The organism is Priestia flexa NBRC 15715 (assembly GCF_001591565.1).
GTDB classification, from domain to species: Bacteria; Bacillota; Bacilli; order Bacillales; family Bacillaceae_H; genus Priestia; species Priestia flexa.
On the sequence record NZ_BCVD01000120.1, the window covers coordinates 1 to 11,656 of the forward strand.

19 protein-coding genes and 2 pseudogenes are annotated in these 11,656 nt (G+C 37.8%); 19 read left to right on the forward strand and 2 right to left on the reverse strand.

Annotated features, from left to right (window positions below; translation table 11 throughout):
- Positions 1-162 precede the first annotated feature (162 nt).
- The 7 genes and pseudogenes from BFL01S_RS16380 (at position 163) to BFL01S_RS21415 (ending at position 3,197) form a co-directional block, all read left to right on the forward strand.
- Positions 163-582, forward strand: coding sequence for a hypothetical protein (locus tag BFL01S_RS16380; protein WP_169799867.1), 420 nt, complete (start codon positions 163-165; stop codon positions 580-582).
- A 24-nt stretch (positions 583-606) separates the two neighbouring features.
- Positions 607-1,083 (forward strand): hypothetical protein, encoded by a 477-nt coding sequence (locus BFL01S_RS16385; RefSeq protein ID WP_061786341.1) that lies wholly within the window; start codon positions 607-609, stop codon positions 1,081-1,083.
- 565 nt (positions 1,084-1,648) lie between these two features.
- Positions 1,649-2,104 (forward strand): annotated as a pseudogene (locus BFL01S_RS16390) (recombinase family protein); the annotation flags it as partial.
- Positions 2,105-2,109: 5 nt separating this feature from the next.
- A complete protein-coding gene (locus tag BFL01S_RS20535) occupies positions 2,110-2,274 on the forward strand; it encodes a hypothetical protein (protein WP_156474947.1) in 165 nt (54 codons plus the stop codon).
- A gap of 1 nt (position 2,275) precedes the next feature.
- The gene (locus BFL01S_RS16395; RefSeq protein ID WP_061786342.1) at positions 2,276-2,590 is read left to right on the forward strand and encodes an ATP-binding protein; all 315 of its coding nucleotides are present in this window, start codon (positions 2,276-2,278) and stop codon (positions 2,588-2,590) included.
- Positions 2,591-2,689: 99 nt separating this feature from the next.
- Positions 2,690-2,893 (forward strand): hypothetical protein, encoded by a 204-nt coding sequence (locus tag BFL01S_RS20540; RefSeq protein ID WP_156474949.1) that lies wholly within the window; start codon positions 2,690-2,692, stop codon positions 2,891-2,893.
- The gene (locus BFL01S_RS21415) at positions 2,850-3,197 is read left to right on the forward strand and encodes an HD domain-containing protein (protein ID WP_169799868.1); all 348 of its coding nucleotides are present in this window, start codon (positions 2,850-2,852) and stop codon (positions 3,195-3,197) included. Before BFL01S_RS20540 ends, BFL01S_RS21415 begins: the two co-directional genes overlap by 44 nt.
- Here BFL01S_RS21415 and BFL01S_RS16405 read toward each other — a convergent pair.
- Together BFL01S_RS16405 and BFL01S_RS16410 are read right to left on the reverse strand one after the other, a co-directional pair.
- The gene (locus BFL01S_RS16405) at positions 3,152-3,478 is read right to left on the reverse strand and encodes a hypothetical protein (protein ID WP_061786344.1); all 327 of its coding nucleotides are present in this window, start codon (positions 3,476-3,478) and stop codon (positions 3,152-3,154) included. The two genes, BFL01S_RS21415 and BFL01S_RS16405, sit on opposite strands and share 46 nt — an antisense overlap.
- Positions 3,479-3,551: 73 nt before the next feature.
- On the reverse strand, positions 3,552-4,436 hold the full coding sequence (locus BFL01S_RS16410) for an EamA family transporter (RefSeq protein ID WP_061786345.1): 885 nt from the start codon (positions 4,434-4,436) through the stop codon (positions 3,552-3,554).
- A 268-nt stretch (positions 4,437-4,704) separates the two neighbouring features.
- On the opposite strand from BFL01S_RS16410, the pseudogene BFL01S_RS16415 reads away from it, so the two are divergent.
- The 12 genes and pseudogenes from BFL01S_RS16415 to cyoE all read left to right on the forward strand — a co-directional run.
- Positions 4,705-5,222: pseudogene (locus BFL01S_RS16415) on the forward strand (GTP-binding protein); the annotation flags it as partial.
- Complete coding sequence (locus BFL01S_RS21130) at positions 5,215-5,424, forward strand: hypothetical protein (protein ID WP_225001820.1); 210 nt, start codon at positions 5,215-5,217, stop codon at positions 5,422-5,424. The pseudogene BFL01S_RS16415 and the gene BFL01S_RS21130, both read left to right, overlap by 8 nt.
- Positions 5,425-5,520: 96 nt before the next feature.
- On the forward strand, positions 5,521-5,706 hold the full coding sequence (locus tag BFL01S_RS16420) for a hypothetical protein (protein ID WP_156474950.1): 186 nt from the start codon (positions 5,521-5,523) through the stop codon (positions 5,704-5,706).
- A gap of 410 nt (positions 5,707-6,116) precedes the next feature.
- Positions 6,117-6,377 (forward strand): metal-sensitive transcriptional regulator, encoded by a 261-nt coding sequence (locus BFL01S_RS16425; RefSeq protein WP_025907966.1) that lies wholly within the window; start codon positions 6,117-6,119, stop codon positions 6,375-6,377.
- 48 nt (positions 6,378-6,425) lie between these two features.
- Positions 6,426-6,653, forward strand: a complete 228-nt coding sequence (locus tag BFL01S_RS16430; protein ID WP_025907965.1) for a sulfurtransferase TusA family protein — start codon at positions 6,426-6,428, stop codon at positions 6,651-6,653.
- A 58-nt stretch (positions 6,654-6,711) separates the two neighbouring features.
- Positions 6,712-7,188, forward strand: coding sequence for a DsrE/DsrF/DrsH-like family protein (locus BFL01S_RS16435; protein ID WP_061786346.1), 477 nt, complete (start codon positions 6,712-6,714; stop codon positions 7,186-7,188).
- Between the two features lie 15 nt (positions 7,189-7,203).
- Positions 7,204-7,491, forward strand: coding sequence for a rhodanese-like domain-containing protein (locus BFL01S_RS16440; protein WP_061786347.1), 288 nt, complete (start codon positions 7,204-7,206; stop codon positions 7,489-7,491).
- Positions 7,492-7,530: 39 nt separating this feature from the next.
- Positions 7,531-8,094, forward strand: coding sequence for a sulfurtransferase TusA family protein (locus tag BFL01S_RS16445; protein WP_025907962.1), 564 nt, complete (start codon positions 7,531-7,533; stop codon positions 8,092-8,094).
- A gap of 54 nt (positions 8,095-8,148) precedes the next feature.
- The gene (locus BFL01S_RS16450; protein ID WP_163071166.1) at positions 8,149-9,261 is read left to right on the forward strand and encodes an MBL fold metallo-hydrolase; all 1,113 of its coding nucleotides are present in this window, start codon (positions 8,149-8,151) and stop codon (positions 9,259-9,261) included.
- Between the two features lie 15 nt (positions 9,262-9,276).
- Positions 9,277-9,498, forward strand: a complete 222-nt coding sequence (locus BFL01S_RS16455; RefSeq protein ID WP_061786348.1) for a sulfurtransferase TusA family protein — start codon at positions 9,277-9,279, stop codon at positions 9,496-9,498.
- A 54-nt stretch (positions 9,499-9,552) separates the two neighbouring features.
- Positions 9,553-10,329, forward strand: a complete 777-nt coding sequence (locus tag BFL01S_RS16460; RefSeq protein WP_025907959.1) for a sulfite exporter TauE/SafE family protein — start codon at positions 9,553-9,555, stop codon at positions 10,327-10,329.
- A 349-nt stretch (positions 10,330-10,678) separates the two neighbouring features.
- Positions 10,679-11,632, forward strand: coding sequence for a heme o synthase (gene cyoE / locus BFL01S_RS16465; protein ID WP_025907958.1), 954 nt, complete (start codon positions 10,679-10,681; stop codon positions 11,630-11,632).
- Positions 11,633-11,656 lie beyond the last annotated feature (24 nt).

Sequence of the window (11,656 nt, forward strand, 5' to 3'; positions counted from 1 at the left end):
ATATGGTAGGGGTAGTTATGAAATGGATTGGCTAACAAACTAACGATAATGACAAAGCTCGTGACGATAACCAATGGGTAACATAAATAGGTGCTGTTTTATTGTATGCGCTACTATGATCCGGAGACAGGGAGATTTGTCGCGAATCCGAATGTGGAGCGTGTGGAGAAACCTGTTGGAGTGGAGAAGAAGGGTAAAGAGGTTGAGCTGGTTCGGAATGTTGAGAGTGTTCAGGGTGTTTCTAAGGGTATAGAAAAAGGTAAAAATATCAAGGACTATAAAAAGACATTCTTTAATGAGTATCCTGACCTTAAAGGTAGTGTTGTGGTACATCATGCAATTGAGCAACAAATATTAAAAAGACATCCTAATTTATTTTCACTTGAAGAAATACATGCTTTCGAAAACCTGAGAGGGATACCAAAAGAAATAAACAGTGATATACATTTATCAAAAATAAGAAAGGATTGGAATAGATTTTATAGAAATAATCCAAATCCTACAAAAGAAGAAGTAATAAATTATATGATAGAGTTAGATAAGAAATATGGTGAAAATTTTAATCCGCCAGTGAAAAGGTAAGTTTGTGGTAGGAGGAGTAAACTAATGATATTATTTTTTTTAGAACCAGAAGTATCAGGTGGTCATGGTGAATATACCATTTATGGAACAGAAGAAGAAATTGCAACAGAGGGTATATCAGAAAAGGTAAAATATTTACATTATGAATTTGAAGGATGGCTAGGAGATGACCTTTTAGAGTCAACACCAGCCTTCATCGTGTCAAGTAAACTTGGAACAGAATTAGAGAATAGTGATTTTATCGATTACAAACTTGAAGAGTGTTTGATTACAAAGTCAGATGAGTTTATAGAAATGTATCCAGATAAAGAAATACCTACATTTAGCAGATTTATTCCGCTTGGTAAAATTGAAGTAGAAGAAGAGAACTTCAAAAACTGGTCAGGACATCATCTCTGTTTATCACCGAAAGGCGAGTTAGTTGTAACTCAAGAAGCATTGGATTTTTTAAATAGGTTTTCAATAGATAATTGTTTTATTACACCTCTAACACAGGAATAAATGTATTTTTGAAGTGGATAGAAAAATATATGGTGTTTGAAAATAGATACTCCATGATGGTTGTACCATCATAGAGTGTTATGTGCAATGATGGAATAGAAAATAAAGTACGAGCTTAGGCGAGATGACATTTTATTGGGTGCTGAATATAAACACATGGAATATATATTAAACTAACGAACTCGTAAGTTTTAACGTAGTAGTTGTTACCACATATAAAAGGTGTCATACTGTTACTACAAAACTTACAGATTTATGCTACTTAAAAATAGATGAACTTAAAGCACTCGATTGTCGACTAAAGGCAACGAGTGCTTTTTTGCGTTTTAGCTTAGAAATTTAACAGAGCACTATAATTTTATAAGTGCGCTAAGTGTCAATTTTTATAGATTGTAATGGTTATGAATAGTGTATCACGATAGTAGAGGGAAAAATAAAGGGTTGTATTATGTTTTGAAGTCATTGTAAAGTACGTTTTAACGGATGGACGTTATGCATACGTTATCCGCAAAAAACGGGTAAACGTTATAGGGATTGTAATTGCTGTAACGGGAAGGTGCTCAATATGGGAGAGAAAGTAGTTGGTTATGTACGAGTTTCAACGGAAGGACAAGTACGTGAAGGGTACAGCTTGACGTATCAAGTAGAAGAAATTCAGCGGTACTGTAACGAGAATGAATTACAACTGCTTCACATATACGAAGATAAAGGAATTAGCGGAGCGACAGTAGATGAAAATGGATTAACAGTTGAACGTGAAGGTCTACAAGAGCTATTGTCGGATATGTCATATCATCAAGTGAGCAAAGTTATTGTACTAAATACATCTCGGTTATGGCGCTCTGATATGGCAAAAGTGTTAATACAACGAGAGCTAAAGAAACACAAGGTTGATGTGAAAGCAATTGAACAACCAAATTATAGTATATACACGCATGACCCAAATGACTTTTTAGTAAATGGTATGTTAGATCAATATCAACGTCTTGAAATTGCATTAAAACTAGGTCGAGGCAGAAAGAGTTTATGATTTGGGTAGAACAAAATGTTCCTCAGCACATTAAGCCGTACGTGCGAAGCGAGTATTTAGGTGTGGAATATAACTTGCTGAAAAAAGGCAAGCTTGTCTACAAGAAAATGTCAGAGTTAGGGTACCGTGAATTCGTTTCAGAAACAAAAGAAGGTGAGTAAGATGGAAAATAAGCTCGGGGAATTAATTATGCTGGTGGGTCTTCCTGGAAGTGGGAAATCCACATTAGCTGAAGAACTAAGGACCACTAAAAAATATATTCACTTATCTTCTGATAACATCAGACAAGAGCTGACGGGCGATGTGAATAATCAAGACGAAAATAGAAGGATATTTGAAGTGATGAATGAGCGAGCCATGGAGCTCTTAAAAAGCGGTCAGCATGTGATATATGATGCGACAAACGTTCATCGCAAACGGAGAAAGCATTTGATTACTCAAGTGTTCAAAGCAAGTAAAAAAAAGCGTACTATTTAAATGAACATATTGACGGAGTGAAATCACGCGATCAACAACGTTCGAGAGTGGTGAAAGAGGAATCTATTAACAGGATGTATAAAAGTGTTCATATTCCTGTTGAAAACGAAGGTTGGGACGAAGTGGGTCTATGTTTCAGCTAAGGAGCGTCAACTTAATGAACATAAAGAAGCTTGTGAAAAGCTTTTTATCCAGCACTTGCCCCATGATGAGTTATTTTCAGAACTAGCGCGCTATATACCAGACTTTAACGCGATTATTGATTTACCCGCAAGACTCAAAGTATCACAGTTTCTCTGTTAGTCGACATACGTATTATGTTTATAAGTATATACAAGAGCACTATTCAGGCCCTAACAAGCTGGTTCTTTTGTGGGCAGCCCTGTTTCATGATCTCGGAAAAGGGACGTGTAAGTCGTTTGTGAACTACAAAGGGGAGGAAACAAAATATGCGAGCTTCATCGGACATGACTATGTTTCTTCACAGCTAGCAGCTTATTGGCTAACAGTGCTTGGGTATGAAGACGAGCTCGTTAAGCATGTGTCTGCACTCACTCAGTTTCATATGTATCCGATGGATATAGGCGATAAGAAGCTAAGTTTATAGATAAACGGCTTTTTTGTTTTGCTTTCTGATTCTGACTCATCCAGCTCAATGGTGATTACGTCATCTTTCTGTTTAAGGTCTGCTGATACTCGTTTAGATGTTTGATAAACAAGATACGTTTGATTGTCGCCGTCTTGAATGAGCTGAAGATCATATGCAGCCTTTGCTTCTTTTTCAATAGACTTTGGAGTGCCTTTCACTTCACTTATGCTTACTGTAGAGCTGTTGCAAGCTGAGAGTATAATGGCAGTAAGCAACCCGAGCATCATGTTTTTTCTCAACAACGCACCTTCTTTTTATCTTTATTTTCCAATTATTATAAGGGAAGGGTGAGTGGTTGTAAATATTTTCTTTTTATAGACGAACTTCATAGCGCTCTTTGCGCTTTAAGCTTGGAAAAGCAATACCCAGTAAAATAAGAAGAACGCCCATCCATTGAATAGAAGCAACTGATTCATGTAACACGAAAGTGGACATAAACACAGCGGTTGGCAGTTCTGAAGCGCTTAAAATAGCACCAAGATTTCCGCCGACTTTTGGCATGCCGATATTAAACAGAATCGGAGGAAGCAGTGACCCGAATACCCCCATTAATAGCCCATACATCCATAAATGTGTAGATACGAGTTCTTCCACCATAAACGTAGGTGGCATAACAATAAAGATAAGAAGCGCAGCACCGGTTGTCATGATGGCACTTTTGCGGATTGGGTGAATCGAAATAGACGTGCGTCCGCTAAAAAAGATAAAAAATGAAAACGATACGGCAGCAAGCAGACCAAAGAGTATTCCTAGACCTGAAAAAGCAATCGTACTTTCAGCAACGCCGGATGCTAAGAGTGAGCCTATCATAATAATAGCCGCTGCCACTAGCTGCTTAGAAGTAGGTGCTTTCTTGTCAAACACGTATTGTAAAATCATGCTGATCCATGTGAACTGTAGTAAAAGAATAATGGCAAACGACGCGTTGATGTAGCTAAGCGCGTAGTTATAAAAAATCCCTGTTAGTCCCATTGGCGTCCCGCTGAGCAGTAAAACAGCCCAATTTTTTTTCCGAAGAGGACTTTTGGGCACAAAGCTAGCCAGTATCCAAAGCAGAAGTGCACCTAGTAGATACTGACTTCCTGTTAAAGCATTCACACCAAACCCCGCAGCGTATCCAAGCTTCACAAAAGTTGAGACAACACCATACGAGCACCCACCTAAAAAGACAAGGAGAGCATAAAACCATAAATTCATAAAAATCCTCCTTTAAACAATACAAAAGCCACCCATCTTCGAGGAGATGGGTGGCGAAAAATAGCAGTAAAAAATCCACCTGCTGCAGGAATTGCAGCTTTTAAGGTATGTAACTAGCTTTATTATAAAATGATATCATGCAGCTATCAATAGAAATTCGATTAAGAGGTTTATATAAATATATCTCTTGCATTCCACAAAAAAACCATAGTATAGTATAATTTAAATCGTAATCGTTACTATTTAAATTAATGAGGAGGTATTTGATATGAAAAAAATACCGGTAACAGTACTAAGTGGTTATTTAGGATCGGGGAAAACCACGTTATTAAATCACGTGCTCCAGAATCGTGATGGCCTTCGCGTAGCGGTGATAGTAAATGATATGAGTGAAGTAAATATAGCGCAGAGTTGGTGAAGGAAGGTGGAGATTTATCGAGGACAGAGGAAAAGCTCGTTGAAATGTCAAACGGCTGCATTTGCTGCACGCTTCGAGAAGATCTGTTAGTTGAGGTTGAAAAGCTTGCTCAAAGAGGAAACATTGACTACATATTAATTGAATCAACAGGAATTAGTGAGCCGGTTCCAGTTGCTCAAACATTTTCGTATATAGATGAAGAGCTAGGCATTGATTTAACACAATTTTGTACATTAAACACGATGGTAACGGTTGTAGATGCCAATCGCTTTTGGCATGACTTTCAATCTGGAGATTCATTGTTAGACCGTAAAGAAGCGCTCGGTGAAGAGGATGCGCGTGAGATTGCAGATTTATTAATTGATCAAAATGTCACAAGCGGGTCCATCTGTTAGTATTGAACCCGTTTCATATTGGGTAGCGTCGCTTCCAGCCCTTGAACAAGAGCAGATCCAGCCTGCATCTGTTGACTTACGCCTGGGATTTAGCTACTTAAAGGTGAAACAGCATCAAGTTGGACTTATGTCTTTAAATGAAGAAATACAGTATGAGCATTTTGAAAATAGATAGGCTTTAAATTGTTTTTTTATGTTAAAATTAACAATAACAGAAAATCCCAAAAAAGAGGGTGACACGATGAAGGATAAAAAGAAACAAAAAATAATAATGAGCTTAATCATTGCCATTGTTGCGCTATTAGTTACATCATTCATCTTGTTTTTTAAAGGGTATTATGGGGCATCGCTAGGAGTCGGCGGCGTGTTTTTTGTGTTAGCAACAGCTTTGGGTCAGTGGTCTTCAACTAAAAACGAAGACTATGTGTATAGAAAATCAGGAGGTCCATACTTGTGATAAGGCTGTCGATGCTTATTAGATTAACTAGCGTCATAGATCTACTAGTCAAAGCTAAAAAAACAAACCAATCAAGAGGTTTGTTTTTTTATTTGAGCTCCTTAAGAACAACTTATCCTTTTTTCTTTAGCAAAAACATGATAGGGTATTAAATACTTAGAACTTTTTTAGAGAATGGTTTATTCATTTGATTAGTAACTACTCAAATATAACCTCTTTCTCATGAGGTGAATTTCTGTATCCACTTCAATACTTATATTAGAAATCCTTGATTTTCAGGCTTTGACAGAGGTTTAAATCGTAGGCACATTCATCATTTAAAAAAATTACTAAATGTGTTGACATCTATACCTATAGGGGTATATTATATGAGTAACGAAACACAGCACTTCAAAAAAGGAGGAACGCTGATGGAATATACGACTCAAATTCAAAATCGTGTTAAGCGTATAGAAGGTCAGCTTCGCGGCGTTTTACGCATGATGGAAGAAGGAAAAGACTGCAAGGAAGTTATAACGCAGCTTTCTGCAGCACGATCAGCAATCGATCGCACAATGGGTCTTGTGGTGAGCACAAACTTAGTAGAATGTGCGCTGGAAGCAGAAAGAAACGGCGAATCTGTGGATGAAATGATTCAAGAAGCCGTTGGATTATTAGTAAAAAGCCGCTAATTTTTTTAATATAAAATATACCCCTATAGGTAAATGGAGGAATGGAAATTGAACGTAACAAAACAATTAGACGCAAAAGGTTTAGCATGTCCAATGCCAATTGTACGAACAAAGAAAGCAATGAACGAATTACAAACGGGTGAAGTACTAGAAGTTATTGCGACTGATAAAGGAGCAAAAAGTGACTTAACAGCATGGGCGAAGTCAATGGGACACACAATCGTTAAAGCAGAAGAAACAGATGACGTACTATCATTTTGGATTCAAAAAGGATAATTTTTTTAGCTAACATTATACCCATACGTGTATAAGTAAAAACAAGGAGGAATTTAACATGGAAAAGAAAAGAACAACAATTGTATTATTCAGCGGTGATTACGATAAAGCCATGGCTGCTTATATTATTGCAAACGGAGCAGCAGCTTACGATCATGAAGTAACCATCTTCCATACGTTCTGGGGATTAAACGCTCTTCGTAAGGAAGCAATGGTACCAACTAAAAAAGGGTTTATGGAAAAAATGTTTGGTAAAATGATGCCTCGCGGCGCAGATAAAATGGGCCTTTCAAAAATGAATTTTGCAGGAATGGGACCTAAAATGATTAAAAGCGTCATGAAAAAGCACAATGCGGTGCCATTACCAGATTTAATTGAAATGGCAAAAGAGCAAGGTGTAAAGCTTGTAGCATGCACAATGACGATGGATTTATTAGGATTACAAAAAGAAGAGTTAGTAGATGGAATCGATTATGCTGGTGTAGCTGCTTATTTAGCAGACGCTGAAGAAGGTAACGTAAACTTATTCATTTAATGAGGAGGACTATTCATGAAAGAGATTCTAGCAAAAGATGTTGAAAAGAAATTAAATGAGTTAACGGTACTGGATGTGCGTGAAGTAGCTGAGGTAGCGGAAGGCAAAATTCCTAACGCTCTTCACATTCCGTTAGGGTTAATCGAATTTCGTATGAATGAGCTGGATAAAAACGTTGAGTACACGGTTGTGTGTCGCTCAGGTGGGCGCAGCTCTCAGGCAGTTCGCTTTTTAGAAAATCAAGGATTTAAGGTTCAGAACATGACGGGCGGTATGCTGGCATGGGAAGGGCCAACAGAATAAAAAAATTTGCAAGTTAATATACCCTAGGAGGTAATAAGGATGAAAGCCAACGTAATTTTAGATGCAAAGGGTCTAGCGTGCCCAATGCCGATTGTAAAAACAAAAAAAGCAATGAATGATGTAGAAGCAGGACAGGTGCTAGAAGTGCAGGCAACGGATAAAGGTTCAAAAGCGGACTTACAGGCGTGGGCAGAGCGTACAGGTCACCAGTATTTAGGCGTCATTGAAGAAGGCGACGTGTTAAAGCACTTCTTGCGCAAATCATCTAATGAAGAAGGAATTGAAAAGAAACATCCATACCTTGTTAGCAACGATGAACTAGAAGCAAAATTAGCAGCTAACGAATCGATTCTTGTAGTAGATGTGCGAGAAGAAGCAGAATATGGATTCCGCCATATTCCGAATGCAGTTAATATTCCACTAGGAGACCTAGAGGCGCGTATGAATGAGCTTGATAAAGGTAAAGAGGTATTTGTTGTTTGCCGTACAGGAAGCAGAAGTGATTTAGCAGCTCAAAAGCTGAGTGAAAGCGGATTTACAAGCGTAAAAAATGTTGTACCTGGTATGAGTGAATGGTCAGGAGAAACGAAATCATTAGCATAAATTTTTTTATCAAAATAAATACCCTAGGAGGTAATTTAGGTGACAGTAAATCAAATGAGTGCTGCTGAGGTAGCAAAAAAAGCAATTAACAAAGAGGCTTTATTTATCTTAGATGTTCGTAACGAAGATGCATTCCAAGATTGGAAAATTGAAAGTGAAAACTTTACGTATTTAAATATTCCGTACTTTGACTTATTGGACGGTGTAGAAGGTATTCTAAATCAACTTCCACAAGATAAAGACATATTAGTTGTCTGTGCAAAAGAAGGCTCATCGATTATGGTAGCAGAAATGCTTTCAGATGAAGGAAAAGACGTATTTTATTTAGCTGGTGGTATGCGCGCTTGGAGTGAGCATTTAGAGCCAGTGAAGTTAGGCGAATTAAAAGACGGCGGAGAGCTATATCAGTTTGTTCGTATCGGTAAAGGTTGTTTATCATACATGGTTGTGTCAAACGGTGAAGCAGCAATTATTGATTCAACACGCATGACGGATACGTATTTACAGTTTGCCGATGAGATAGGAGTGAAAATTACTCACGTATTTGATACGCACCTACACGCAGATCACATTTCAGGTGGACGCATGATTGCGGAAAAAACAGGAGCTGCTTATTGGTTGCCGCCAAAAGACGCAACAGAAGTAACTTTTGCATATGAAGCGCTTGAAGACGGTAACGACGTGACAATCGGAAATACAACGATTCACATTCACGCGCTTTATTCACCAGGCCACACGATTGGATCTACATCTTTCATCGTTGATAATCGCTACTTATTATCAGGAGATATTTTATTTATTGATTCAATTGGTCGTCCTGACTTAGCTGGTATGGCTGAAGATTGGGTAGCTGATCTTCGTGAAAGTCTATACACTCGCTATCGTAACCTATCAGATCAATTAATCGTTCTGCCGGCTCATTTTATGATTATGGATGAGCTAAATGAAGATGGAAGCATAGCAAAACCGCTTCATGAGCTATATGCAAACAATCACGGCTTAAACATTGAGGATGAAGAAGAATTCCGTAAGTTAGTAACGGAGAACCTACCTCCTCAGCCCAATGCATATCAAGAAATTCGTCAAACAAATATGGGGAAAATGACGCCAGATGAAGATAAGCAGCGTGAAATGGAAATTGGACCAAACCGCTGTGCAGTTCGATAAAGAGGAGGAGAAATAATGGGAACTTTTGTAGATGCGACAGGATTAGCATGTCCAATGCCAATCGTAAAAACAAAAAAAGCAATGAATGAGCTAAATTCAGGTGAAATTCTAGAAATTCATACAACAGATAAAGGAGCAAAAAGTGACTTAGATTCTTGGGCAAAATCAATGGGCCATGTGCTTGTTAAACACGAGGAAGAAGCATCTGTCTTCAAATTTTGGATTCAAAAAGCGTAACAAATAGAGGGGAACCACGCACGGTTCCCTTTTCTAATGAAAGGAGTCTATCACATGGATCTTTGGTTTATAACGGTTATCTTTTTAATTGGGTTTATTGGTTCGTACTTATCTGGAATGCTTGGAATTGGTGGTTCAATTATTAAGTATCCAATGCTTTTATATATTCCTCCGATACTTGGTCTTACAGCTTTTTCAGCACATGAAGTCTCAGGAATTAGCGCTGTCCAAGTGTTCTTTGCGACAATTGGGGGCGTATGGGCGTATCGAAAAGGAGGTTATTTAAACAAAAACCTTATTCTTTATATGGGAGCTAGCATTTTAATCGGAAGCTTTATTGGTGGGTTTGGTTCTCAAATGATGTCAGAAGAAGGTATTAACTTCGTATATGGAATTTTAGCGTTAGTTGCTGCTATTATGATGTTTGTTCCGAAAAAAGGCATTGATGACCTGCCACTTGATCAAGTAACGTTTAATAAATGGTTAGCTGCTGGCTTAGCTTTCATTGTGGGAGTAGGATCTGGTATTGTCGGAGCAGCGGGAGCCTTTTTATTGGTACCGATTATGCTTGTTGTTCTTAAAATTCCAACACGTATGACAATCGCCTCTTCTCTAGCCATTACGTTTATCTCATCAATTGGCGCAACGGTAGGAAAAGTAACGACTGGGCAAGTTGATTACGGTCCAGCTCTTATTATGGTTATTGCAAGCTTAATCGCCTCTCCTCTTGGAGCAAAGGCAGGGAAAAAAATCAATACAAAGGTTTTACAAATCGCTCTTGCACTATTAATTTTAGCAACGGCAATTAAAATATGGATTGATATTTTGTGAGCGTAGAAATTATTCTGCGCTTTTTTCTATTGTGAAAATGTGAACAAAAGTCGAATTTTGTCATTAAATGCTATGAATACCTATCCGAAATGAATATTTTTATGATAAAATAAAAATATTATGTTCGTCTTGCTTCATTAGAACTGCTTTGTGACTAAGGGTTTGTTAACGATTAAAAGAATGGAAAGACCAAAATAGGTTAACACTTGTACAAAAATGTATTTTTTGTGAACTTCTTCTTAGAAGTTAGTCAAATAAATAGTGAGTTGTTATTATTTAAGAAGAGCATGGAGTAGGAGACTACTTAAAACTACTTTTTTACTGCAAAGGCGGTAAAATTGACAAAGGAATGAAACAAACAATCATGCAAAGTACTACAAAAACAAATCATCATGCTGAACAAGCATCGTTACCAAAGCAAACGTTTGTGGCGATTTTATCCCAAACCATTAAAACAGGCATTATTAAATCGAATTTAATACCTATGTTTGCCGGGTTAACCTTAGCTTTGTACACATATGACATGAGTCTGTTTGATAATATTCCTGAAATTATTTTAGCTTTTATCGGCTCTTTCCTTGTGATCGGTGCAGCTGGGGCTTTTAATAACCTCTACGATCGCGACATCGATGCCATTATGGAAAGAACAAAAAGCAGACCGACTGTAACCGGTGAAGTGAAACCAACATTTGTATTAGTACTTGCAAGCAGCATGGCCATTCTCGGAATTGGAGCTCTTGCATTAACGACACCACTCGCTGCCTTGTTAGGATTTCTAGGGCTGTTTTTTTATGTGGTTCCGTATACAATGTGGACAAAGCGCCGCACAATTTATAATACAGAAGTCGGAAGTATTTCAGGGGCAATGCCTCCGTTAATCGGATGGGCAGCTATTTATCCAGACGTGACTCATCCAGCCATTATAGGATTATTCGTTGTAACTGTTATTTGGCAAATGCCACACTTTTATGCCATTGCGATCCGTAAACATGACGAGTACAAAGCAGCTAATGTACCAATGCTTCCGGTAGTTAAAGGGTTTGAGCGCACGTACATTCAAACAAATAGTTACCTCGCAATTTTAGTTGTCATTAGCTTTTTATTCGGAACGTTAAGCATAGGTTTAATGCTCGTTGCCTTGCTATTAAGCGTTGCTTGGTTTGTGCTTAGCATTACGGGGTACCGAAAAATGGATAAAGAAAAATGGGCAAAATCAATGTTTATTTTTTCACTAATTCATATGACGGTGTTATTTTCAACAATTATTATCTATTCATTAATAGGTATTTTCTTTAATATTTAAATCGAAAAGAGGCTGGGACATAAG